The organism is Streptomyces sp. NPDC014734 (assembly GCF_043083325.1).
In the GTDB taxonomy this organism is placed as follows: Bacteria; Actinomycetota; Actinomycetes; order Streptomycetales; family Streptomycetaceae; genus Streptomyces.
In genome coordinates this window covers 306,004-330,646 of the sequence record NZ_JBIBYN010000005.1, presented here as the reverse complement: position 1 = coordinate 330,646, position 24,643 = coordinate 306,004, and the positions used below count along the sequence as shown (strand labels likewise).

Genomic DNA, 24,643 nt, shown 5'->3' with positions numbered 1-24,643 from the left:
GGGATTCCACCTCTGTGTCGGAAGGGCGATGGGGCGGGGCGCGTCGCGGTGACGACCGGGGCGTGGGCCCGCGCGGGCGGTCGGGCCGTACGGCCGGGAGGCACACGGGAACGGGGTCCGGGCCCCGGCGGGGACGGCGGACGCGGCCCCTTCACGTCGTACCGCCCGGTCAGAGGTCACCCGACGGGCTTTCAGGAGGCGGGGAAGCCCCCGCCCCGGCGCGCGGTCATCAGGGCCCTCGCGAGCGTCTCGACCGTCGAGCAGGAGAACAGCACGTGCACCGGGATCTCCAGGCCGAATTCCTCCTGGAGCTTCAGCGCCGCCCGGGTCGCGACGAGCGAATCCCCGCCGAGCTCGAAGAAGTCGTCGTGGGCGCCGACCTCGTCGGCCCACAAGGCCTCGGCCCAGACCCGGGCCACCGCCCGCTCCGCCGGGGTGCGCGGCGCCACGAACCCGGTCTCCAGGCCGGACCGGTCGCCGTCCGGCGCGGGCAGTGCCGCCCGGTCCGTCTTGCCGCTGGTGGTCAGTGGCAGCCGGTCGAGGAAGACGAACGCGGCGGGCACCATGTAGCCGGGCAGGGTGCGCCCGCACCACTCGCGCAGGGCACCGACCCCGAGCGCCCGGCCCGCGGCCGGCACACAGTACGCGACCAGCGCCCGCCCGCCCGGCACGTCCTCACGAGCGATCACCACGCAGGCCGCGACGTCCGCGTGGGCCAGCAGCGCCGCCTCGATCTCACCCGGCTCGATGCGGAAGCCGCGCACCTTCACCTGGTGGTCCAGCCGCCCCAGGAACTCCAGGTTCCCGTCGGGCAGCCACCGCACCAGGTCCCCGGTGCGGTACACCCGCCCGGCCGCCCCCGGGAACGGAGCCCCGGTGAACCGCCGCTCCGTCAGGTCCGGCCGGCCCAGATAGCCGCGGGCCAGCCCCGCACCACCGATGAGCAGTTCACCGGGCACACCGACCGGCACCGGCCGGTCGGCCCCGTCCACGACGTAGACCTCGGTGTTGGCCGTGGGCCGTCCGATCGGGACCGGGTCCGTCGCGTCGCGGATCTCCGCGGTCGTCGCGTAGACCGTGGCCTCCGTCGGGCCGTAGCCGTTGACGACCCGGCGGCCCACCCGCAGCATCCTCGCGGCCAGTTCCGCGGGCAGCGCCTCGCCCGCCGTGAAGAGGGTCAGCTCGCGCGGCGCCTCCCGGTCGCCGAGGGCGTCCAGCAGGGGCCGCCAGGCCGAGGGCGTGGCCTGGACCAGGGTGACGGCGTGCCGGTCGACGAGGCCGGCGAGAGCGCTCGGCGTGTGCACCTGGTTCCGGTCCGCGCCGATCAGGGTGCCACCGGTGATCAGCGGCAGGAACACCTCGACGTTCGCGATGTCGAAGGTGGACGACGTGGTGAACAGCACCCGGTCGCAGGCGGGCGAGGGAAACGTCCGGCCCATTCCGAGCAGCAGGTTGACCAGCGAACCCACCGTGACGGCGACGCCCTTGGGGGTGCCGGTGGAGCCCGAGGTGTGGAGCACGTACGCGAGGTGCTCAGGTCCGGACGCGGGGGAGGGGAGCTCGTCGCGGGCGGCGGCGATCGCCTCCCGGTCGGTGTCCACCGCGACAAGGGTCCGCCCCGCGCCGGTGAGCCGGCCGCGCAGCGACTCCTGGGTGACGACGACCGGCGCCGCGGTGTCGGCGAGGACGAACGCGAGGCGCTCCGCGGGATGCTCCGGATCGAGCGGGACGAAGGCCCCGCCCGCCTTCAGCACGGCCAGCAGCGCGACGATCAGCTCGGTGCCGCGCTCCAGGCAGACACCGACCGGCACGTCCGGCGCCACGCCGAGCGCGCGCAGGTGGCGGGCCAGCCGTCCGGCCCGGTCCTCCAGTTCCCGGTAGTCGACCTCCTCGGCGCCGAACACCACGGCCGTCGCGTCCGGTGTGCGTGCGGCCTGCTCGGAGACCAGCCCGGCGACCGTCGCACCGGTGGGGAACCCGACGGCGGCGCGGCCCCGTTCCAGCGTCCGGTCGCGCTCGTCCGGGGTGAGCAGGTCGAGCCCGCCGACGGCGGCGTCCGGGTTCGCGCAGACGCCCCGCGTCAGGGTGAGGAGGGCGTCGGTGAACCGTTCGGCGGTCGCGGCGGTGAACAGGGCGGTGCGGTACTCCAGAGACAGCCGGATCTCGGCCCCGTGCTCGGCGTGACGCAGCACCAGATCGGGCGGGCAACCACCGGCCGCGGCGGTCCACACGGCGTCCTCGGTGGCGAACACCGCCTGTACGAGGGGGTGATGACCGTGCGGGGCCCCGGGTTCGAGGGCGGCGGCGAGTTCCCCGAACGAAGGCCCGGGCAGCGCCGCGGCCGAACGCAGGGCCGCGTCGGCCCGCCCGACGAGCCGCCCGAGGTCCGGATCGCCGTCGAGATCCGTCCGGACGACGACGAGTTCGCCGTCCCGGGGCGTGCCCACGGCGACGTCGTGCTTCCGGCTCCACCGGCCCAGCAGGAGCTGGTACAGGGCGAGCAGCGCGACCGGCGGGGCGACGCTGCGATCCGCGGCAGCCTTGCGCAGGGCGTCGGCGGCGCCGGCCGGGACGGTCCGGGTGTGCCGGGCCGTCCCGCCGTCCGGCGCCGAGGGGCGGGGCAGGTCGGTGGGCAGCCCCAGGGGCTCCAGACCGGCGAGTTCGGTGCGCCGGTGGTCCAGCGCGTCGATGGGTGCGTCGGTCATGACCCCTCCCGGGTGGCGAGGATCCGCGCCAGTGCGTTGCGGTCCGTCTTTCCGTTGTCGTTGAGCGGTAGTCCGTCCAGCCGCCGGATCCGGGCGGGCACCATGTGCAGGGGCACCTGGTCGCCCAGCCACGCCTCGAACACGGCGGGATCCACTGCGCGTCCGGCGTACGCGGCGACGAGTTCGGTCTCGCCGTCGTCCGTGGGCAGTGCGGCCACCGCGACGTCGACGACGTACGGGTGGCGTCGCAGCACCGCTTCCACCTCGCCGATCTCGACACGGTGGCCGCGTACCTTGACCTGCTGGTCGAGTCGGCCGCAGTGCACCATGACGCCGTCCACGCGGCGGACGCGGTCACCGGTGCGGTACCAGTGGCGGTCGGTGAGCGGGGCGGAGCCGTCGTACGCGACGGCCCGGCCCCCGTCCTCGTAGGAGAGGAACCGTCCGGCGTTCTCCCGCGGGTCGAGGTAGCCGTCGAACCGCTGCGGCCCGCGCACGCACAACTCGCCCTCGTCGGCGGGCAGCCCGTCCCCGCCCAGCAGGACGCCCTCCATGTGCGGGAACATCACCCCGATCGGCACGGTGCCGCCCGGATACTGCGGCCACCGCGCACTCGGCCCGGTCAGACGGTGGTTGGTGCAGCAGATGGCGAGTTCGGTGGGGCCGTACACGTTGTGGATCTGCGAGGCGGGGGCCACCTCGCGCCACAGTGCGACGTGCTGGGCGGTGACCGGCTCCGCGCCGAACAGGCTGTGGCGCAGGGTGACGGCCCGGCCCAGCGGCAGGTTGCCGAGCCGCTGGGCCTCACGCACCACCGAAGGAACCGAGAACCAGTGGGTGAGCCGCCGCTCCACGATGAAGTCCACCGGGGAGTACAGGTCGGTGGCCGACGGCACGACCAGGGTGCCCCCGCCGCCCCAGGTCGCGAACAGGTCGAAGACGTGCGCGTCGAAGGTCAGCCCGAACACCTGCGACAGCCGGGTGCCGGGCGTGATCCCGTAGCGCGTGATGTTGTGCGCGAGGTACGGCGAGATGTGGCGGTGCAGGATCGGCACGCCCTTGGGCTGGCCGGTCGATCCCGAGGTGAACAGGAGGTACGCCTCGCCGTCCAGGTCGTACGCCGCGGGCGGCGTTCCCTCCGGCACGGGGCCGTCGGCCCGCTCGTCCTCGTCGAGTTCCAGCACGGTCGGCCGGTGCCGCTCGGGAAGGCGCGCGAACAGACCGGCCGACCGCCCGCCGACCAGGGCGACCTCCACCCCCGCACGCTGGGCGATGTCCAGGTTGCGCTGGTCGGGATGGTCGGGGTTGAGCGGGACGATGCCCGCTCCGAGCCGTTGGGCGGCCAGATATCCCGCGTAGGCGGCGACCGTCCGGGAGGCGACGAGCGCCACCCGGCGCGGGGCGCGGCCGTGCTTGTGCACGATCCGCTCCGCCAGGGTCATGGCCAGGGCCCGGAGCCCGGCGAAGGAGAGGACCTCGTCGCCGACCTCCAGTGCCGGGTGGTCCGGCTGCCGCAGGGCCGACTCCTCGAACCACTGGTACAGGGTGCGCTGCTGAACGGATGTCATCGGTTCCTCGATATCCAGGTGCGTTCCAGGTTCTCCACCAGGTCGGGGCTGTGCAGGCGTCGGCACTGTTCGACGGCGTAGTCCGCCAGGTAGTGCCGCAGCAGGTCCTCGGGCTCCTCGTGCGCGTGCAGGACGCGCCGGTTCGCCACGACGGCCGGGTCGGCGAGGGCGACGGCCGCGGCGTCGACCGCCGCGTCCATGCGCGCGGCGGGCACGGTCTCGTCGCACAGCAGCCGCCCCTCGGGCGAGGACGCGTCGATCCGCCGGTCGGCGAAGATCGACTGCCGGGCCAGCCGGTTGCCCGCCACCCGGGGCAGCCGCAGGTTCGCCGCCCCCGGGATGATGCCCTCGCGCAGCGCGGGCAGGGTGAAGTAGGCGTCGTCGGTCGCGACCACCCGGTCGAAGACGAGCAGGATCTGCGCCGCGCCGCCGATCGCGAAGGTGTCCACGGCGGCCACCCACGGCTTCTCGACGGGCTCGGGCAGCCAGTCCCGGCCGTCGTCCGGCACGCTCAGACCGCGGAACACCTTGTTGATGTAGCCGAGTTCACGGGCCAGGAAGAAGTCGACGAGCGAGATCTCGCCCCGGTACAGGCGGGTGAGGTTGATGCCCGCCCCGAACACCCGGCGCCCGGCGTAGCGCGGATGGGTCATCGGGGCGCCGCGCATGACGCCGACCCGGATCCGGTCGTCCAGCAGGACCAGGTCGACCGCGACCTCCAGGGCCGCGACGAGCAGATCGTCCTCCGCGTTGAGGAACTCCGCGTTGTTCACGGTCACCTCGCCCACCTCGCCGCGCCGTTCGACGGACGCGATGCCCAGGTCGGCACGGCCCCTCGCGCGGAAACCGGCGAGTGCCGCCAGCGCCCCCGGGGTCGGCCTGCGCATCGCCTCCATCAGGTGGCGTCCCGCCGTCCGGGAACGCAGCAGCCCGTGGAAGAGGATGCCGTGGTCGATCTCCCGGCCCTCCTTCTCCCGTTGCGGACGCCGCCGCTCGGTCTCGATCTGCTCCTTCGTCGGGACCAGACCGGGCACCAGCTCCGCCGCCCCGGCGGCAAGTTCGTCAAGACGGCGGAACGCCCGACGGTCGTCGGTGAGTTCGGCGTACAGCCGCTCCGCGTGGAGCCCGACGAAACGGCGCCGGACCCGGCGGGCGGCCGTGCGCAGCGGCCCGTCGGCCCCGCCGTCCGGTCCGGCGGCGTCCGGTTCGTCCTCGATGCGGGTGAGGAAGGCGGCAGTCGCCGCGAGGTCGTCGGAGTAGGCCCCGCCGAGCCGGGGCACGGCCTCCGTGCCGGTCGTCGTCATCGGGTCCTCCCCCTGCCGCGTGCACGGACGTTCGATCCCATCGCCGCCTGCCTCGCCCGGCCGCGCTCGGATCCGGCCCCGGACGTCACCTGTTTCGTGCCGGGTGCGCCGTTCGGTCCGCCGTCGGCCGCGCCCGCGAACAGCGCGGCCATGGACCGGACGGTGGAGTGCCGGAACAGGTCGATCACATCGATGTCGCGCCCCAGCGCGGACCGCAGACGATCCCGCAGCCGGATGAGCAGCAGCGAGTTGCCGCCCGCGTCGAAGAAGCCGACCTCAGGGCCCACGACGCGGCCCAGGACCCGCTCCCACACCTCCGCGACGAGGCGTTCGGCCTCGTCGACCGGCTGCCCGGCCGCCTCCCGTGCGGCCTCGCGCCGTGCCGTCGCCTCGCCGAGCGCCCTCATCAGCGCGGTGCGGTCCACGCGTTGGCCGGGCAGCAGCGGCACACGGTCCAGCACCTCCAGCCGCGCGGGCAGCATGTACCCGGGCAGCGACTCCGCGAGATGCCCGCGCAGCACGTCGGCGGTGGCGCCGGTGCCGGTCCGGACCACGATTGCGGCGGCGAGCCCGCCGTCCGTCGCCGAGGAGCCCCGGTCGCCCGCCTCCCCGGAATCCGTAAGCACGTCGGCGCGCACCACCGCGGGGTGCGCCAGCAGCGCGGCCCGCACGTCGGCCGCGGCCACCCGGACGCCCCGCACCCGGACCTGTTCCGCGGCCCGCCCGGCGAACACCAGGCGCCCGTCCGGGGTCCGGCGCGCCAGGTCACCGGTGGCGAACAGCCGCCCGCCCGGCCGCGTCGCGAACGGGTCGGGCCGGAACCGCTCCGCGGTCGCGCCCGGCATGCCCAGGTAGCCGCGGGTCACCGCCGGTCCACCGATGTGCAGTTCGCCGACGACGCCCGGCGCGACGGGCAGGCCCCGCGGGTCCAGGACGTACGCGGTCGCCGAGGCCGGGGCACCGAGGGCCACCGGGTCCGTGCCGTCCGGCGGGACCGGCCCGCCGAGGGCGGGTCCGGCGGTCTCGGCGGTGATGTACAGGTGGTGCAGCGTTCGGGCCCCGGCGTCGTACGCGGCCCGCCCCCGCGCGGCCACCAGCGGTTCGCCGCCGGTCAGTACGTGCGCGGCGCCGGGCACCGACGCGGGAAGCTCCGAGGGGGCCGCGTACACCGTGCCCGGGGCGGAGCCGTCCGGCACGACCACCCGGCCGCCCCGGGTGAGCGGGGCGAAGAGTTCGAAGACCGCGCCCGGCGCGTCCGGCGGGCCGAGCGGCACCACCGCGTCGAACGCCGCGGCGGGCAGCGCTTGGTGGGCCCAGCGCAGCCGGGACACGAGCTGCCGGTGCTCGGCCACGACCGCCCTGGGCTCTCCGGTGGCGCCGGAGGTGCGCAGCACCCAGGCGGCGTTGCGCGGGCCGGGCGCGGCGTGTCCTTCCGGCGTCCCGGTGCCGGGGGCCCCGGCATCCGGCCCGGCGTCGGCGGCGTCCAGCTCCACCACGTGGACCCGGGTGTGGTCGAACAGCGAGAAGGACACGCCGTCCGCCAGGACGGTGTCCACCCCCAGGTCGTCCACGGCCAGGCGGAGCAGGAAGGCGGGTGCCGCCGGATCCAGCGGCACGCACACGCCGCCCGCCCGCAGTACGGCGAGGTGGGCGGCCACGAGGTCGAAGGAGACCGGCGCGCACACCCCCACGCACACCTCGGGGCCGACGCCGCGCCGCCGCAGCCCGGCCGCCAGGCGTTCCGCCGCGGCGTCCAGGCTCCGGTAGCTCCAGGTCCGCCCCCGGGCCGCCACGGCGACGGCGTCCGGGGTACGGGCGGCCTGCTCGGCGACCAGGGTGTGCAGGCACTCCTCGGCGTCGGGTTCCCCGGCCGCCGGGTCCCCCTCCCCGACCAGCCGCGCGCGCTCCCGCGCGGTGGGCCGCAGCAGCGCGGAGACCCGGGCCCGCGGGTCCGCGCCGATCCGCTCCAGCACGGTCCGCAGCCGGGCCGTCAGCAGCTCCGCGGTGGCGTCCTCGAAGAGGTCGGTGCGGTAGTCGACCAGGACCAGCAGCCCGTCCCCGGTCTCCACGGTGTCGATCGCCAGATCGGTCTTCAGCGTGGGGAGCCGCAGTTCCGCCGTCCGGAACACCGCCCCGCCCGCCCGGCGGACCGGAGCGGCGGGCTGGTGGGTGTACATCACCTGGTACAGCGGGTGGTAGCTCGGGTCGCGGGCGACGCCGAGCGCGTCCATCACCTCGTCGACGGGCAGGTCGGCGTGGTCCAGGGCGTCCAGCAGGTCGCCGCGCACCCGGCTCAGCAATTCGTCGAACGCCGGGTCGTCCGACAGGTCGGAACGCAGCACCACGGGCCGGGTGAGGTAGCCGATCAGTCCGGCGCTGTCGGTCGAATCGCGTCCGGAGACGGCCATGCCGGTGAGCACGTCGGTGCCGCCGTACTGGCTGAGCACCACGTCCACCGCCGCCTTGAGCACCATGAACAGGCTGCACCGGCGGGCCCGGGCGAGCCGTTGGAGCGGTTCCACCACCTCGTGCGGCACGACGGCGCCGCGACGGCCGCCGTCGTGCCCGCCGCGAGCCGGGCGCACCCCGGTCAGCGGCAGTTCCAGCACCTCGGGGGCACCGGCCAGGCGCCCGGTCCAGTACCGCAGGTTCTCGCCGCGGTCCCGGTCGTCCCGCTCCGCGCGCGCGGTGAGGAACGCTCCCTGGTCGACCGCCGGTTCCGGCAGCGGCGAGGGCAGGCCCTGCGCGAACGCCCCGTACAGGGCGACGAGTTCGGTGGTGAAGACATCGAGCGACGCCCCGTCGAAGACGATGTGGTGGACGCCGACGAGCAGCCGGTGCGCGGTGTCGTCGACCCGCAGCAGCCGCACGCGCAGCAGCGGCCCGCCGTCCACGTCGAACGGGGTGCGGGCGAAGGCGTCGGCGAGTTCCTCGGCCCGGCCCGCCGCCTCGACGCTCTCCACCGTCACCGGTGCCGGCGCGCCGACGCGCTGCACGGGCTCGCCGGAGGCGTCCCGCACGATCCGGGTGCGCAACGCGGGGTGCCGGCGCACCAGTTCGTCAAGGGCCCGGCGCAGGGCCCCGGTGTCCAGCGGCCCGTCGACGGTGACGGCGAACGGGATGCTGAAGAACGGGTCGCCGGGGCGCAGTTGGGCGAGCGCCCACAGTCTGCGCTGGGCCGGGGTGAGCGGGAGGTACCGGTCGGTGGTCACCGGGCCACCTCCGAGTCGGCGGGTGCCGGACCCGCGGCCGTCCCGGCCCGGCGCGCGCCGCGCACCGAGTGCAGGGCGAGCAGGGCCGCGGCGGGCAGCAGCACGGCGCCGGTGAGGACGATCGAGTGGGCGATGCCGACCAGGTCGGCGGCGATCCCGCCCAGGACCACGCCGAGGATGGTGAAGTTGACCATCAGCGCGTTGAGCAGGCCGACGCCCCGGCCCCGCAGGGCCTCGGGCAGATCGCTCAGCAGGGTGTTGGCCACCGGAACCTGGAACAGCCCGGAGCCGAGCCCCGCCACCAGGCACCACACCAGCACCACGGACACGCCGAGCGAGTCCCGCAGCCGGCCCGTCGGGTCGAGCAGCAGCAGGGAGACCCCGAACAGGACGATGGAGCCGATGAGCAGCTTCCGGTCGGAGAACCTGCGGACCAGCGGCGGCCCGGTCAGCGCACCGGCGATCGATCCGGCGCCGAACGCCGCCTGGGACAGGCCGAAGTCGAACGGCTTCAGGTCGAAGACCGCCAGCAGCTGGGAGTTGAGGTTGGTGGTGAAGAGTCCGAGGGCCAGCATCACGGGCACCAGCACCACCGCGAGGAAGCGCAGCGAGGGAACGGCCAGCACCCCGCCGACGCCGGTGCGCAGGGACCGCCAGTAGGATTCCCGGCCGTTGTCCGGCCCGGGGACGGGAACCTCGCGCAGCACCGCCATGCTGCCCAGCAGCACCGCCGAGAGCACGAACGTCGCCGCGTCGATGACGAAGACGGCGGTGACGCTGCCGATGGCGAGCAGCAGCCCGCCGAGCGCGGGACCCACCAGGTTGAGGGTGTGGTTGGTGGACTGGAAGAGCGCCACCGCCGTCGGAATGCTGTGCCCCCGCACGACCAGCGGGATCGCCGTGATCCGGGCGGTCTCGAAGACCGCCTTGCCGACGCCGCTGAGCAGGATCAGCACGAGCAGCAGCAGCGGCTCGTCGCGCACGGTGATCATCGCCAGCGCGAGCACGGCCCGCACCAGGTCCGAGCCGACCATCAGCAGCCGCGCCGGAATCCGGTCGGCCAGCGGGCCCACGAAGGCGCCGAGCACACCGGAGGGCAGCAACTGGGCGATGACCACCAGCGACACGTACAGGACCGGGTTGTCCGTCTCGGTCGCCACCACGTAGATCAGAGTGATCTTGGTGATGGCGTCACCGAGGAAGGACGCGACGACGGACAGCCAGTAACGGATGTACGTCCGGTCCTTGAGGAGCTCAAGCATGCTTCACGGCCTTTCCTGCCGGTGCCGGCGCCGCCCCGTCGCCGGGCGTTCCGCCGACGGGTCCGCCCACGACCTCGTCGAGGACCTCGGCCAGCTTCCCGACGTGCGGGTGGCGCATCATCGTGTAGTGGTTGCCGGGGACCGTCCGGACATCGACCTGTTGCCCGGTCAGCTCCCGCCACGAGGCGGCGAGGTCGTTCTCCTCCTCGGCCGCCCGCAGCAGTGTGACCCGCCCTTGGAGCGGTGTCGGCCGGAAGTTCCACAACAGCCGCAGATTGGCCAGCCACAGGTCGAGGACCTGGCTGATCTGCTCGCGTCCGGCGTCCGGCGGCAGGTAGTCGGAGGCGCGTGCCAGCTCCAGCAGGTAGTCGAGGTGTTCCTCGGACGTCATGGTCCGCAGCTCGTCCGCCGCCTTCAGCCGCTCGCCGTAGCCCCACTGGAGGTTCGCGGCGACGGCCTCGACGATGTCGGCCCGGTCCGGCTCCGATCCGGCCGGGACGACGGCGGGGGCGTGCGCGTCCATCATGACGACCGACACCTGCGCACCGCCCCTCTCCAGCTCACCGGCGACGGCGAAGGCGTTGGCACCGCCGTAGCACCAGCCGGCCAGGGTGTAGGGCCCCCGCGGCTGCACCTCGCGGATCAGGTCCGCGTACGCGGCGGCCCGCTCCCCGAAACCGCCGAACGGCAGCACCCCGTCGACCGGGGGCGGCGACGCGAGGGCGTACAGCGGGCGGTCGCCCCCGACCAGCCCGGCGAAGGGCATGTAACAGACCACCTCGCTGCCCGCCGGGTGGGCGAAGAACACCGGGTCCCCGGACGTCCCGGAACCGATCTCCACGAGATGGACGCCGTCCTCCTCCTGGTACCCCTCGCGCAGCATGCGCGCGAACCGCTCCACGGTCGCGCCCCGGAAGATCGCCGCCATCGGCAGCTGCTGCCCGAAGTGCCGCTCGATCTCCGCCATCAGCCGCAGCACCAGCAGGGAGTGCCCGCCCAGGTCGAAGAACCGGTCGTGCAGCCCGACCGGCGTCACCCCGAGCACCTCCTCCCAGATGTGCGCCACCTCCAGCTCGACGGCGTCGCGCGGCGGGACGTAGCTCCCGGCGTCCCGCTCGACGACGGGCGCGGGCAGCGCCCGGCGGTCGACCTTGCCGCTGGTGTTCAACGGAAGGGCCTCCAGCCGGACGATCACCGACGGCACCATGTAGTCCGGCAGCAGGCCCCGCAGGTGCTCGCGCAGGGCCTCCGCCGACGCCGACGCGTCGGCGCACTCGACGTACCCCACCAGCCGCATGTCGCCGGGCCGGTCCTCCCGGACCAGCGCGACCGCCCGGCGCACCGCGGGATGCTCCTCCAGCCGCGCCTCGATCTCGCCGAGTTCGATGCGGAACCCGCGCAGCTTGACCTGGCCGTCGTCGCGGCCGAGGAAGACCAGCGTGCCGTCCGCGCGCAGCCGCGCCCGGTCGCCGGTCGCGTACATCCGGGCGCCGGGCAGGCCGCCGAACGGGTCCGGCACGAACCGCTGCGCGGTCAGGCCCGGGCGCCCGCGGTAGCCGCGGGCCACACCGGTGCCGCCCAGGTACAGGTCGCCGGGCACACCGACCGGAACCGGCCGCAGCCGGTCGTCCAGGACGTACACCCGGGTGTTGGCGAGCGGTCGGCCGATCGAGATCTGCCCGGTACCGCTGTCCAGCCGGTGCGCGGTGGACCAGACGGTCGTCTCGGTGGGGCCGTAGACGTTCCAGGCGCGGCCCGGCGCGCGGACCAGCCGCTCGGCCAGGGAAGGGGGCAGCGCCTCGCCGCCGACCAGGGCGCGCAGCCGTCCGTCGTCGTCCCAGCCGGCCTCCACCAGCAGATGCCAGGTCGCGGGGGTGGCCTGCATGACGGTGGCGCCGCTCCCGGCGAGCACGGCCGTCAGCCGCCGCCCGTCGACCGCCTCCTCCTTGCGCACGACATGGGTGCGCGCACCCGCGACGAGCGGGGCGTACAGCTCCAGCCCCGCGATGTCGAAGGTCACCGGGGTCACCGCGGCGAGGATGTCGTCCGCGCCCAGGCCGATCTCCTCCACCATGGCCAGCAGCAGGTTGACCAGGTTGCGGTGGGTGATCTCCACGCCCTTGGGACGGCCGGTGGATCCCGAGGTGTAGATGACGTAGGCGAGCCGGTCCTCGCCGCCCTCGGCCCGGGACGGTTCCGGGGACTCGGCGGCGACGGCCGCCGCGTCGGTGTCCAGGCACACCCGTTCGCCCGGACAGCCGTCGAGGGCGTCCAGCAGCCCCGAACGGGTCACCACGAGCCCGGTGCCCGCGTCGGTGGTCATGTCCACCAGACGCGACGACGGATACCCGGCGTCCAGCGGCAGATAGGCGCTGCCCGACATCAGCACGCCCAGCAGCGCGGTCACCAGGTCCACCGAACGGTCCAGGCAGACCCCGACGACACTGGAGGCCGTCGCTCCGCGGCGGCGCAGATGGGAGGCGAGGCGGCCCGCCCGGTCGAGGAGTTCGGCGTAGGTGACCCGCTCGTCGCCGCAGGAGACGGCGATCGCGTCCGGGGCGGTGGACGCGGATCGCCGCACCAGGTCCTCCAGGCACACGCCCGCCTCGCGCCGTGCCGCGGTGTCGTTCCACTCCACCAGCAGCGTGCGGGCCTCCTCGGGCCCGACCAGCGACAGATCGCGCACGGCCAGCTCCGGGTTCCCGGTCATCTGCTCCAGCAGCCGCACGATCTGACGGGCCATCCGGGCCATCGTGGACTCGTCGAACAGATCGGTGTTGTACTCCAGCACCGCGTGGAAGTGGTCCTCGGCGACCGCCGGGTCGTCGAAGAAGCCCAGCATCACGTCGTCCTTGGCGGTGGCGTTGTCGAGCATCAGCTCCTCGACCTCAAGACCCGCCATCGGCGCCTCCTCCTCGTGGTGGAAGTCCACGAGGATGAACGAGGTCTGGAACAGCGGTGTACGGCTCGGATCGCGGTCCGGCGCGAGCTCGTCCAGCAGCGTCCCGAACGGGATGTCGTTGTGGTCGAACGCCCCCAGCATCGTCGTCCGCGTCGCCCGGAGCAGCTCCCGCACCGTCATCCCGGGCCGGACCTCGGTGCGCAGCGGCAGCATGGTCAGGAAGTAGCCGACCATCGGCTCCGTCTCGGGCCGGCCGCGGGTGGAGGACGTGGTGCCGACCACGATGTCCTCCTGCCCGGACAGCCGGTGCAGCAGCACCTGCCAGGACGCGAGCAGCGCGACGAAGACCGAGACCCCCTCGCGCCGGGCCAGGTCCCGGACGGCCTGTGTCAGTTCCGGGGTCAGCGGGAACTGGTGGCGGGCACCGTTCGACGTCTGCATCGGCGGGCGCGGCCGGTCGGTGGGCAGCTCCAGCACCGGGGCGGCGCCGTCGAGCCGCTGCTTCCAGAACGGCAGGTGCCGGCGTGCGACCTCCTCCCGCAGCCATCGCGGCTGCCACTCGGCGTAGTCCGGGTAGTGCACCTCGATCGCCGGAAGTTCCGGTGCCCGGCCGGTGGCGAACGCCGTGTAGAACTCGGCGATCTCGGCGTTGAAGACACCCATCGAACCCCGGTCCCAGACCAGGTGGTCCACCGTGCCGACCAGCACGTGCTCCCGGTCGCCCAGGCGCAGCAGCGCCACCCGCAGCAGCGGGCCGCGCACCAGGTCGAAGGGGGTGCGCAGCTCCTCGGTGGCCAGCCGCAGCATCTCCTCCTCGCGCCGCCCGGCGGGAACGGGACGCAGATCCAGATGACGCACCGGCACCGGCATCGCCGCGTGCACGACCTGCACGGGCGCGTGGCCGTCCTGCTCGAACGTGGTGCGCATCGCCTCGTGCCGGTCCACGAAGGCGTCCACCGCGCGCTGCAGCGCGTCCGCGTCGAGTGCGCCGAGCAGCCGCGACGCGAAGTACACGTTGTAGACGGGGTCACCGGGGTCGAACTGGTGGATGAGCCAGATCCGTTCCTGGTCCACCGTGAGCGGGATCCGGTTCCCGCCGGTGCGCCGGGTGATCGGCCCCGCCGTGGCGGGCGCCTGGGCGCGCTCGCGCATCCGGCGGTCCAGCAGGGCGCGCTGGGCCGGGGTGAGACCGGCGAGCCGGTCGGCGAGTTCCGTCATGACCGCTCTCCTTCGGACGTGCCCCGGTACCGGTTCCTGAGCTCGGTGAGGTGTTCCAGACCCTTCAGCACCCGGTCCTGGTCGAGGCCGAAGTCGACGAGGCAGGCGACCTCGTCCACCCCGATGTCCACCAGGTCCTCGATCAGCGACTCGCACGTGTCCGGGGTGCCGAGCAGCGCCAGCGAGTCGAAGTAGCGCTCGAAGGTGGCGGCGAGCATCACATCCCGCTCGGCGTCACCGAGCTTCGAGAACTCGCTGCCGAAGCTGTCCTGCTGCGCCAGGAAGGTCTTCAGGTAACCGGTCAGCGGACCGCGCACCAGCTCCCTCGCCTCGTCCACGTCCGCCCAGAGGAAGGTGTGCACCATCGCCGTCACCCGGCCCGCCGCCGGATCGTGCCCGGCCGCGGCCCGCGCCTCGCGGTACGCCGCGACCTTGTCCCTCAGGTCGGCGGGCCGCTGCGCCACCAGCCCGGTCAGCAGGTGCGCGCCGATCTCACCGGCCCGCACGAACGTTTCCGGGCTGCCCTGCGCCGACACCCACACCGGCAGCGACGGCTGGAGCGGGCGCGGCAGCGTGCGGACGGTCTGCGGCGTTCCGTCGGCGCGCGGCAGCTCGACGCTCTCGCCCGCCCACAGCCGCTGGATGGTGTCGATCGCCTCGAACATCTCGTCCTTGCGGTGCGGGTAGCGCCGCTGCCCGTCACCGGGCGCGAGGATGAAGTCGTCGGGGTGCCAGCCCGACGCGGCGGAGATCGCGGCCCGCCCGCCCGACAGGTTGTCCACGACCGCCCACTCCTCGGCCACCCGCACCGGGTGGTGCAGCGGGAGGACGGCGCTGCCGGCCCGGATCTGGATCCGCTCGGTGAGCACCGCGATGGCGGCGGCCAGCACCGACGGGTTCGGGTAGAGGCCGCCGAAGTCCACGAAGTGGCGTTCGGGGACCCAGATGCCGCTGAAGCCGTTGGCATCGGCGTAGCGGGCGCTGTCCAGCAGCAGTTGGTACTTGCCCGGCCCGGCCGCCGAACCGTCGCCGGAGAAGAAGAACAGGCTGAAGTCCATGACGCTGTCCGGCCGCCGGGCGCGGCGCGGAGCGGTGGCCCGGGCCGCGGCGCGCTCCCCGGCGTCCAGCGAGGTGGGCGCCTTGGCGCCCCGGTCGCGCAGCGATCTCTCCAGAACGGCCCGTTGCCCGGGGGAGAGCGAGGCCAGCCGTTCCTGGAGCCGTCGCGTCGTCTCGTTCTCGTCGGGTCCGGTGGTCTCGTCAGACATGATCGCCCTTCAGCTTCGCCTCGGCCTCGTCCGCGGAGAGGCCCTCGACCTCGCGCAGCAGCGCCTCGAACTCGTCGAGGCCGATCGCCTCGGCCTGGTGTGCCCGGATCGCGGCGGCCAGCGCCGGAACGGTCGGTGCCTCGAAGACGGCACTCATCGGGAAGTCGCCGTGCGCCTGGCGCAGCCGTCCCACGATCTGGATCGCGAACAGCGAGTTGCCGCCCAGGTCGTAGAAGTCGTCGTCCGGGCCGATCGGCGACACCCCGAGCATGTCGCGCCACACCCCGGCCACCGACCGCGCGACCTCGTCGTCCGGCCACACCGTCGCCGGGTCCCAGTCGTCGTCGGACCGCTCCCGCCCGCTGCCGAGCGCGTCGGTGAACGACGTCGCCGTCAGCCCCGACTGGTCGGCGAGCACATCCTGGAAGTCCGCCCGGGAGACCACGACCTGCGGCAGCCCGCCCGCGAGGGCCGCCCGTGCCAGGGCCAGGCCGTCGGCGACCGGGACACCCTGGGTGCGGCGCAGCCGCTCGTAGAGCGCGCGCACCTCGGGCAGGCCCGCCATCTGCTGCTCGAACCAGTCGTCCCACTCCCACTGCGCCCAGTCGACGGTGACCGCGCTCCGGCCGGCGCCCGCGGCGGCCTGGGCGTAGGCGTCCAGGAACGCGGCGGCGGCGCAGTTCTCGGACTGGCCGAAACCGCCGAGGACGCCCGTGGTCGCCGAGCCGAGCAGGAAGAAGTCGGGCGGGTCGGCGGCCAGCAGCTCGTCCAGCAGCAGTGTGGAGCGCACCCGGGCGGCCAGCACCGCGTCGAAGTCGCCCCGCTCCTTCAGCGCCACCAGGCCCGATCCCCGCTCGTCGGCGAAGTGGAGCACTCCGCGGACTGCCCCGAACAGCTCCCGCGCCTCCGCGACGACGCGGTCCGCCCGGGCGCGGTCGCCGAGATCGGCGCCCCGGTAGACGACGTCGTCCGGCCGGGCCGCCCGCAGCGCGGCGAGGCGTGCTACCCGGTCCCGTACCGTCTCGTCGTCACCCGTCGCGCCCTCCCGCCAGGCGGTCCAGTCGTCCTCCGCGGGGAAGCCGGGGGCGCCGACGAGCATCAGCCGCGCCCCGGCGGACGCCAGGTGCTCGGCGAAGGCAAGCCCGGCCTCGCCGGACACCCCGGTCACCAGGTACCCGGCACCCTCCCGCCACGCCCGCGCGGCCGGTACCGCCGCCAGTTCCACCGGGGCGAAGGCCCGCAACAGCCGCTGGGCGCCCCGGTAGGCGACGAGGGGTTCGCGGCCCGGTCCCGCCAGCTCGGCGGCCAGCTGCCCGGTCACCCTGGCGCGTTCCGGCGCGTCGTGCGGGAGCGTGACGTCGACGCCGCGGCAGGTCAGCCAGGCGTACTCCTGGGGGAGCACGGTGACCGCGCCGTACAGCGTGGCCCGTTCGGGGCGCACGACGGCGCAGCCGTGGGCGTCCTGCAGAGCGTCGGTGACGACGTCGACGCGCACCGGCCGGTCCTCGCCGCTCTCGCCCAGGGTCTGGGCCAGCGCGACCAGGCTGTGGAAGCCCGCGTCCAGCGCGTCGCGGTAGCTGTCCGCGGCGCCGTTCCTGTCCCCGTCCCCGTCGGTGACGGACCAGCCGTGCAGGACACGGTCGGGCGTCGTGCCGTCACCGCGCAACTCCCTCACGAGACGGGGGAGATGGCCGGGGTCGGCGGGATCGACGGTGAAGTCGTGCCCGGACGTGCGGGCGTACGCCGCTGCCTTGCGCACGGTGACGACCGTGTGGCCGTCCGCCCGCAGCGCGGCGGACACCTCGTCGGTGAGGCCGCGCTCGTCGGCGAGGACCAGCCAGGTCGGCGGCTCACCGGCGGTCTCCTCCGGCGCGACCGGCAGTGGCGCGCGATGCCAGACGGGGGCGTACGTCCACCGGGCCGGGTCGGTGCGCGCACTCCCGCCCGGGGACGTCGTCTCCGGCCGGGGCAGCAGATGGGCGCGGCCCTCGAAGGGGTAGGCGGGCAGCGGGACACGGCGCCGGGCCCGGCCGCCGTGCAGCGCCGCCCAGTCGACCGGCACCCCGAGCCGCCACAGCTCGCCCAGCCCCTCGCGCACCGACCGGTGCCCGGCGGCCTCCGCGGTGCCGCGCGGCCGGCGCAGCGGCGCCACCACCACCGAGGGCTCCGGGCGGCTTCGCACCAGACCGCTCAACTGGCTTCCGGGGCCCACCTCGACGAAGACGGCGGCACCGCGTTCGGCCAGCGCGCCGATCCCGTCCGAGAACCGCACCGGGCGGCGGGTGTGGGCGACCCAGTACTCCGGGTCGGTGGCCTGCTCGTCGGTGATCCAGGTGCCCGTGACGTTGGACAGGAACGGGATGCGAGGCCTGTTCAGCCGCACCTGGCGCAGCACCTCGGCGAGCCCGGGCAGCGCCGGTTCGACGAGCGCGGTGTGGAAGGCGTGCGAGGTCTCCAGCTCCTTCACGGACACGCCCCGTTCCGTCAGCAGCCGACGGGCCCCGGCGACCTCCTGCGGGGTTCCGGCCACCACGCAGGACCCCGGCGCGTTGACGGCGGCGATCGTCGCCCGGCCGTCCAGCGCCCCGGTGAGCGCGTCCTCGTCGAGCAGCACGGACAGCATCCGGCCGGGCGGCAGGTCCTGCATCAGCGCGGCCCGCCGGGCCACCACCCGCAACGCGTCCTCCAGCGTGAACACCCCGGCCAGGCAGGCCGCGACGAGTTCCCCGATGCTGTGCCCGGTCATCGCGTCGGGGCGCACGCCCCAGGACATCAGCAGACGCGCCAGGGCGTAGTCGACGCAGAACACGGCGGGCTGGGTGTACCGGGTCTGCCGCAGCCGCTCGCGGGCCCCGTCCCCGTCGGCGGCGAACACGATCTCGCGCAGGTCCCGGCCGATGAGCGGCAGCAGGATCTCGGCGCAGCGGTCGAACGCCTCGCGGAACACCGGCTCGTGACGGTGGAGGTCCGCGCCCATGCCCACGAACTGCGCGCCCTGGCCGGGCAGGAGGAACACCACGGCGGGCGCCGGGGCGTCCGCTGCGACCGGCCCGGTGGCGGGCGCGGGGCGGCGCAGCGCGGCGGCGGCCGACGCCCGGTCACCGGCCACCACGGCGCGGCGGTGCGGGAGGACGGCACGGCCGGTCTGGAGGGTGTGCGCGACGTCGGCGAGCCCGCCGCCCGGCTCCGCCTCCAGCGCGGCGGCCAGCCGTTCGGCCGAGGCGTGCAGGGCCTCGGGGGTGCGGGCCGACAACGGCAGCACCTGCCAGTCGTCCGCCGGTTCCCGCCCGGCGTCGTCCCCGGCTCCGGGGACGGACGGTGCCGCCTCCAGGACCACGTGCGCGTTGGTGCCGCCGATACCGAAGGCGCTCACCCCGGCACGCGGCGGTCGCTCCGTCTCGGGCCAGGGCAGCCCCTCGGCGTCGACCCGGAACGGCCCCTTCTCCAGCGCGAGACGTGGGTTGGGGCTGCCGAAGTGCGCGGTGGGCGGGATGTGCCGGTGCTCCAGCGCCAGTGCCGCCTTGATCAGACCGGTGACCCCCGCCGCCGCGTCGAGATGGCCGACGTTCGACTTCACCGAGCCCAGATGCACCGTCCCCGGGCCGAGGCCGGGGCCGAAGACCTCGGTGAGCGCCTGCACCTCGATCGGGTCGCCGAGAGGCGTGGCCGTGCCGTGCGCCTCGACGTACTGGACCGTGTCCGGCTCCACCCCGGCGACCGCCAGCGCCTCGGCCACGACCTCGGCCTGTCCGTGCTGCGACGGCGCGGTGAAGCCGATCTTCGCCGCACCGTCGTTGTTGACGGCGCTGCCCCGGATCACCGCGTGGATGTGGTCGCCGTCGGCGACGGCGTCCTGGAGCCGCTTGAGCACCACCATCGCCACGCCGTCGCCCGAGACGGTGCCGGTCGCCTCCGCGTCGAAGGGGCGGCAGTGCCCGTCCGCGGAGAGGATCGCCCCCTCCTCGTAGCGGTAGCCGCGCGGCTCGAACTCCCGCACCGCGACCCCACCGGCCAGCGCCAGGTCCGACTCGCGGCTCAGCAGCGACTGAACGGCGAGGTGCACCGTCACCAGCGACGAGGAACAGGCGCTCTGCACGGTGAGGCTGGGACCGGTGAGGCCCAGCTTGTACGACACCCGCAGCGCCGTCATGCCCGGATCGTTGCCGATGGCCACCTGGATCTCGTCCGAGACCCGGCCGTCCGCGCCACCGTGCGGGATGCGCTCGCGCAGATAGCCGCTGCCCGAGACGCCGGCGAACACCCCGGTCCGGCCCCCGGTGGCGCCCGCCGGGTGGCCGGCCCGCTCCAGGGCCTGCCAGGACGTCTCCAGGAGCAGCCGGTGCTGCGGGTCCATCAGCTCGGCCTCGGACCGGGTGACGCCGAAGAAGTCGGCGTCGAAGCGGTCGAACCCGGCCAACGGGAAACCGGCCCGCACCAGCGCCGGATCGTCCAGCAGGTCCTGCGGCACCCCGGCCGCGGCGAGCTCCTCGTCGGTGTAACGGGTGCCGCCCTCCTCACCGGCCACCACCATGCGCCACAGCGCGTCGACGTCCTCGGCGCCCGGGAAGCGCCCGCTCATCCCGATGATGGCCACGCACTGCTCGGGCAGCTCCGTCTCGTGCGTCACGCGTTCCGTCATGCGTTCCCCCCGTGCGGTTCGGATGTGGACCGGCTTTCGCCGGACCCGTTCTGTGCCGCGAGCGATGCGTCAAGGGCGCCCGCGAGTTCCCGTACCGTCGGCCGGTCGAAGAGCATCCGCAGCGTCACCCCGACGCCCAGCCGCTCCGCTGCGACGGCCACGGCCTGGGTGGCGAGCATCGAATGGCCGCCCAGCTCGAAGAAGTCGTCGTCCAGCCCCACCCGGTCGACCGACAGCACCTCGGCCCAGATGTCCGCCACCGCCTTCTCGACGGGGGTGTCCGGGGCGGCGAACCCCGCGTCCAGGTCGGGCCGCACCGCGTCCGGGGCGGGCAGCGCCCGCCGGTCCGTCTTGCCGTTGAGCGTCAGCGGCAGCCGGTCCAGCACCACGTACAGGTTCGGCAGCATGTACTCGGGCAGGCTCCGGGCGAGGTGTTCGCGCAGCTCCGACGGCCCGGCCGGGGCCACGGCGACCCAGTACGCCACCAGCCGCGGTTCCCCGGCGGCATCCCGGTCGACGATCACGGCAGTGCCGCCGACCGCCGGATGCCGGGACAGCGCGTTCTCGATCTCGCCGAGCTCGATGCGGTGTCCGCGCACCTTCACCTGGAGGTCCAGCCGCCCCAGGTACGCGTGGTCGCCGTCCGCGTCGCGCCGGGCGCTGTCGCCCGAACGGTACCGGCGCGCACCGGGCACCGACGCCTCCGGATCGGGCACGAAGCGCTCCGCGGTGAGGGCCGGGCGGCCCAGGTAGCCGCGCGTCACCCCGGCCCCACCGACGTACAGCTCACCTGCCGTGCCCGGCGCCGCCTCCAGGCCGTCGGCACCGATCACGCGCATCGTCCAGCCGTCGAGCGCCCCGCCGATCGGGCTGTCGCCCGCGTCCCCGCAGTCGGCCGCCGTCATCCGCCGACGGGTGGAGTGCACCGTGGTCTCCGTGATCCCGTACATGTTCACCAGCACCGGCGCCGCGTCGCCGTGGCGGGCGATCCACGGGCGCAGCGACGCCAGCGGCAGCGCCTCCCCGGCGAAGACCACCAGCCGCAGATCGAGTTCCGCCGGGCCGGTGCCCTCCGCCGCCCGTTCCTCCTCGTACCGGACCAACTGCCGGAAGGCGGACGGGGTCTGGTTGAGGACGGTGACGCGCTCCCGGCGCAGCAGCGCGTGGAAGTCCCCCGGGGACCGTCGCACGTCGTCCGGCACGACGACCAGGCGGCCACCGTGCAGCAGCGCGCCCCACATCTCCCACACGGACACGTCGAACGCCGCCGAGGAGAACATCGACCACACGTCCTCGGGCCCGAACCGGAACATCTCCCGCACCCCGGCGAGCAGCGCCGTCACATTGCGGTGCTCGACCATGACGCCCTTGGGCGTGCCCGTCGAACCACTCGTGTAGATGACGTACGCCAGATGCGCCGGACCCGTCGTGACGCCCGTGGGAGCGGTGTCGGGCCGGTCGCCGAGGCCGGTGCCGCCGGGACCGGTCACCACGGTGTGCGGGGCGCGCGGCCCCCCGTCGGGCTCGTCGGTCACCAGCACCGTCGCCCCGGCGTCGGCGAGCACGAACGCCTGCCGCTCCGGCGGACTCGCCGGATCCACCGGGACGTACGCCCCACCCGCCTTGACCACCGCGAGCAGCGCCGTCACCAGGTCCGTGGTGCGCCGCGTCCGGACGGCGACCCGTACCTCCGGGCCGACGCCCAGCGACCTCAGGTGGTGGGCGAGCCGGTTGGCGGCGCGGTCCAGTTCCCGGTAGGTCGCACGGCCGTCGGGGGCCGTCACGGCGACGGCGTCGCCGCGTTCGGCGGCCCGCCGTGCGAACCACGCGTGCAGGGTCCCGGGGGTGTCCTGGCCCGCCCGGGCCCGTCCGTCAACGCTCACGATCGGTGTTCCTCTCAGTGCCGGGGCCGGTGCCGATGGACCGGACCGCCGCGAGGTCCGGGACCGGCCTGTCGGGGAAGGCGACGACCTCCTCCAACGTCCGCTCGTAGGCGGCGAGCAGGGCGGCCGGGGTGTCCGGCCCGAACAGGTCGGTGTCGTACTCCAGGGTCAGCGCGACGCCGTCGCCGCGCTCCTCCACGTAGAGGCTCAGGTCGTACTTGGCGGTGTCCTGGGGGCCGGTGAGGTCCAGGACACAGCCGTCGAGCCCGTCGAAGACCGGGGGCCGCCGCCCGCCCAGATAGCTGAACATCACCCGGAAGACCGGCATGAAGTCCCGCCCGCGCCGGGAGACGAGGGCCTCGACGAGCTTGTCGAAGGGCAGGTCCTGGTGTGCCGTGGCGTCGAGCACCGCGGCGCGCACCCGGGCCAGCAGCTCCCGGAAGCCGGGGTCGCCGTCCAGCCGGGCCCGGACCGGCACCATGTTGATCAGGCAGCCCACCATGTCCTGCGCCTCGGGGCGGTTGCGCCCCGCCGCCGGAATGCCCACCGTGAGATCGGCGGTGTCCGCCCATCCGGCCAGCAGCGCGTACAGCGCCGCCAGATGCGTCATGTTCGGGGTGGCCCGCTCACGTCTGCCGAAGTCCCTCACCGCACGGGACAGTTCGGGGCGCAGCTCGCGGCTGGTGACCGCGCCGCGGAAGCTCTTGGTGGCGGGGCGGGGCCGGTCCGAGGGCAGGGCCGGGGCCTTCGGGTCGTCCCCGAGCACGGAGCGCCAGTGGGCGGTGAGGGAGTCCAGCGCACGACCGGTGAGCCGGGCCCGCTGCGCGGCGGCGTGATCCGCGCAGTGCCACGTCACCTCGGGCAGCGTCCCCGGCCCGGAGCCGTAGAGCAGCCCCAGCTCGTGGTAGAGGATGGTCACCGCCGCGCCGTCGACGGCGATGTGATGGAACGTCAGCATCAGTCGGTGTTCCGTGTCGCCGAGCCGGACCAGCCGGGCGGTCAACGGGGGCGCGGTGGCCAGGTCGAAGACGTGTGCCGCCTCCTCGGCGGCGACGCGCTCCGCCGCCGCCACCGGGTCCGGCTCGCCCGCGAGGTCGGTGTGGGGCAACGGCACCGGCGCCGGGGGAGCGATCACCTGATGCGGGCGCCCGGAGGGCGCCGCGTACGTCGTCCGGAGCACCTCGTGGCGGGCGACCAGCGCGTCCAGGGCGCGGCCCAGGGCCGCCCGGTCCAGGACGCCGTGCAGACGCAGCACCGTGGGCACGTTGTACAAGGTGGTGTCGGGGTCCAACTGCTGCATGAACCAGAGTCGTTGCTGTGCGAAGGAGAGCGGCGGGCGCTCGTCGCGCACCCCCGGGCCGGCGACCGCCGGTGCCGCCCCGGCCGGCTCCGCCGCCGGTGCCCGCATGGCCTCGCGCACCAGCCCGGCCATGGCTCCCAGGGTGTCCGCGCCGAGCAGTCGTGCCGGGTCGACCCGCACACCCAGGTCCGCGTCGATCCGGGCGGCGAGCCGGTCCGCGGTGCCCCCGTCGCCGCCCAGCGCGCCGAACCGCGACGTGGGAACGACACCCGTGACGTTCAGCACCTCGCCCCACAGCAGGGCGAGTTCCTCCTCCACGAATCCCGGGGCCGTCATGCGGACACGACCTCGGGACACGAGGGGTGCACGGCCGGGAGCAGCAGGTCCAGGAGGCGCCGCGGCCAGGTACCGAGGTAGAAGTGGTCGCCCTCGAAGACGTGCACCGAGGTGCCCGCCGACGTGTGGCGGCCCCACAGCGCGGCCCCCGCCACCGGGACATCGGGGTCGGCGTCGGCGACACACACCGTGATCGGGCAGCGCACCGTCGCGTCCGCCGCCGCGCGGTACCCCCGCACCGCGCTCAGATCGGCGCGGAGCGCCGGGAGGAAGAGCTGGACGAGTTCCTCGTTCTCGGCCACCGCCCGGCCGGTGCCGCCGAGTCCCACGACCCGCGCGAGGACATCCGCGTCCCGCTCCTCCTCGATTCCGTGCAGAAGCCGCGCGCGGTCCGCGTGGTGCGAGGGCGCGGCACATGCCGAGACGACGAGCGCGGCCGGAACCGGCCCCGGAGCCGAGGCCGTGGACGCCTCCTCAAGGCGCCGGGCGACCTCGAAGGCCACGAGCGCCCCCATGCTGTGCCCGAACAGGACGGGCCGGTTCACCCGCCGGGCCCGCAGCACCCGGGCCACGGAGTCCGCGAGGGACGCCACGGAGGCGAGGGGCTCCTCGAACAGCCGGTTCTCCCGCCCCGGGTACTGCACCACCAGCACCTCGGTGCCCGCGGGCGGTGTCGCGGACAGGCCGAAGTAGTAGCTGGCCGCACCTCCCGCGTGCGGAAAACAGATCACCGTGCGTTCGGCCCCGGTCCTGGTCTCGGCTTCGGGACGGAAGCACCGGAGCCAGCGGTCCGTGTCCTCACCGTCAATGTCTGTGTCACGAGTCAACGTTCATCCCTGTCGAATCCGTGTGCGTGGACGTCGAGAAGCGAAGGAGGGAAGAGGGAAGCGCGGGCGTGGGCACGCGCGGGTACGGGCAGGGGTACGGGGTTCGAGGAGGAGCGGGGCCGGGGCCCCGGTGCTCAACCCGTCCGGCGCGTCGGCGCGGAATGGTGACGTCGCGTCCGCGGGGCGTGCCGCGCCCGGCCGGACTCCCTCACCCGTGGGGCC

11 protein-coding genes are annotated in these 24,643 nt (G+C 74.6%); all 11 read right to left on the bottom strand.

What is annotated here, in order from left to right:
• Positions 1-191 precede the first annotated feature (191 nt).
• Genes ACF1CT_RS11970 through ACF1CT_RS11920 form a run of 11 tightly spaced genes read right to left on the bottom strand, consistent with a single transcriptional unit; the run spans position 192 to position 24,421 of the window.
• Positions 192-2,705: an amino acid adenylation domain-containing protein gene (locus ACF1CT_RS11970; protein WP_391783688.1), complete on the bottom strand. Its 2,514-nt coding sequence runs from the start codon at positions 2,703-2,705 to the stop codon at positions 192-194.
• Complete coding sequence (locus ACF1CT_RS11965; protein WP_391783687.1) at positions 2,702-4,273, bottom strand: AMP-binding protein; 1,572 nt, start codon at positions 4,271-4,273, stop codon at positions 2,702-2,704. Before ACF1CT_RS11965 ends, ACF1CT_RS11970 begins: the two co-directional genes overlap by 4 nt.
• Entirely contained in the window at positions 4,270-5,577 is a 1,308-nt protein-coding gene (locus ACF1CT_RS11960; RefSeq protein ID WP_391783686.1) for an enoyl-CoA hydratase/isomerase family protein, read from the bottom strand. The genes ACF1CT_RS11965 and ACF1CT_RS11960 overlap by 4 nt, the downstream gene beginning before the upstream one ends.
• Positions 5,574-8,789, bottom strand: coding sequence for a condensation domain-containing protein (locus tag ACF1CT_RS11955; protein WP_391783685.1), 3,216 nt, complete (start codon positions 8,787-8,789; stop codon positions 5,574-5,576). Before ACF1CT_RS11955 ends, ACF1CT_RS11960 begins: the two co-directional genes overlap by 4 nt.
• Positions 8,786-10,051: an MFS transporter gene (locus ACF1CT_RS11950; RefSeq protein ID WP_391783684.1), complete on the bottom strand. Its 1,266-nt coding sequence runs from the start codon at positions 10,049-10,051 to the stop codon at positions 8,786-8,788. Before ACF1CT_RS11950 ends, ACF1CT_RS11955 begins: the two co-directional genes overlap by 4 nt.
• Positions 10,044-14,171 (bottom strand): amino acid adenylation domain-containing protein, encoded by a 4,128-nt coding sequence (locus ACF1CT_RS11945; protein WP_391783683.1) that lies wholly within the window; start codon positions 14,169-14,171, stop codon positions 10,044-10,046. Before ACF1CT_RS11945 ends, ACF1CT_RS11950 begins: the two co-directional genes overlap by 8 nt.
• Positions 14,168-15,436, bottom strand: coding sequence for a MupA/Atu3671 family FMN-dependent luciferase-like monooxygenase (locus ACF1CT_RS11940; RefSeq protein ID WP_391783682.1), 1,269 nt, complete (start codon positions 15,434-15,436; stop codon positions 14,168-14,170). Before ACF1CT_RS11940 ends, ACF1CT_RS11945 begins: the two co-directional genes overlap by 4 nt.
• Entirely contained in the window at positions 15,429-20,075 is a 4,647-nt protein-coding gene (locus tag ACF1CT_RS11935; protein WP_391783681.1) for a beta-ketoacyl synthase N-terminal-like domain-containing protein, read from the bottom strand. The genes ACF1CT_RS11940 and ACF1CT_RS11935 overlap by 8 nt, the downstream gene beginning before the upstream one ends.
• Complete coding sequence (locus ACF1CT_RS11930; protein WP_391783680.1) at positions 20,072-21,958, bottom strand: amino acid adenylation domain-containing protein; 1,887 nt, start codon at positions 21,956-21,958, stop codon at positions 20,072-20,074. Before ACF1CT_RS11930 ends, ACF1CT_RS11935 begins: the two co-directional genes overlap by 4 nt.
• Positions 21,948-23,594, bottom strand: coding sequence for a condensation domain-containing protein (locus ACF1CT_RS11925; RefSeq protein WP_391783679.1), 1,647 nt, complete (start codon positions 23,592-23,594; stop codon positions 21,948-21,950). Before ACF1CT_RS11925 ends, ACF1CT_RS11930 begins: the two co-directional genes overlap by 11 nt.
• Positions 23,591-24,421: a thioesterase II family protein gene (locus ACF1CT_RS11920; protein ID WP_391783678.1), complete on the bottom strand. Its 831-nt coding sequence runs from the start codon at positions 24,419-24,421 to the stop codon at positions 23,591-23,593. The genes ACF1CT_RS11925 and ACF1CT_RS11920 overlap by 4 nt, the downstream gene beginning before the upstream one ends.
• Positions 24,422-24,643 lie beyond the last annotated feature (222 nt).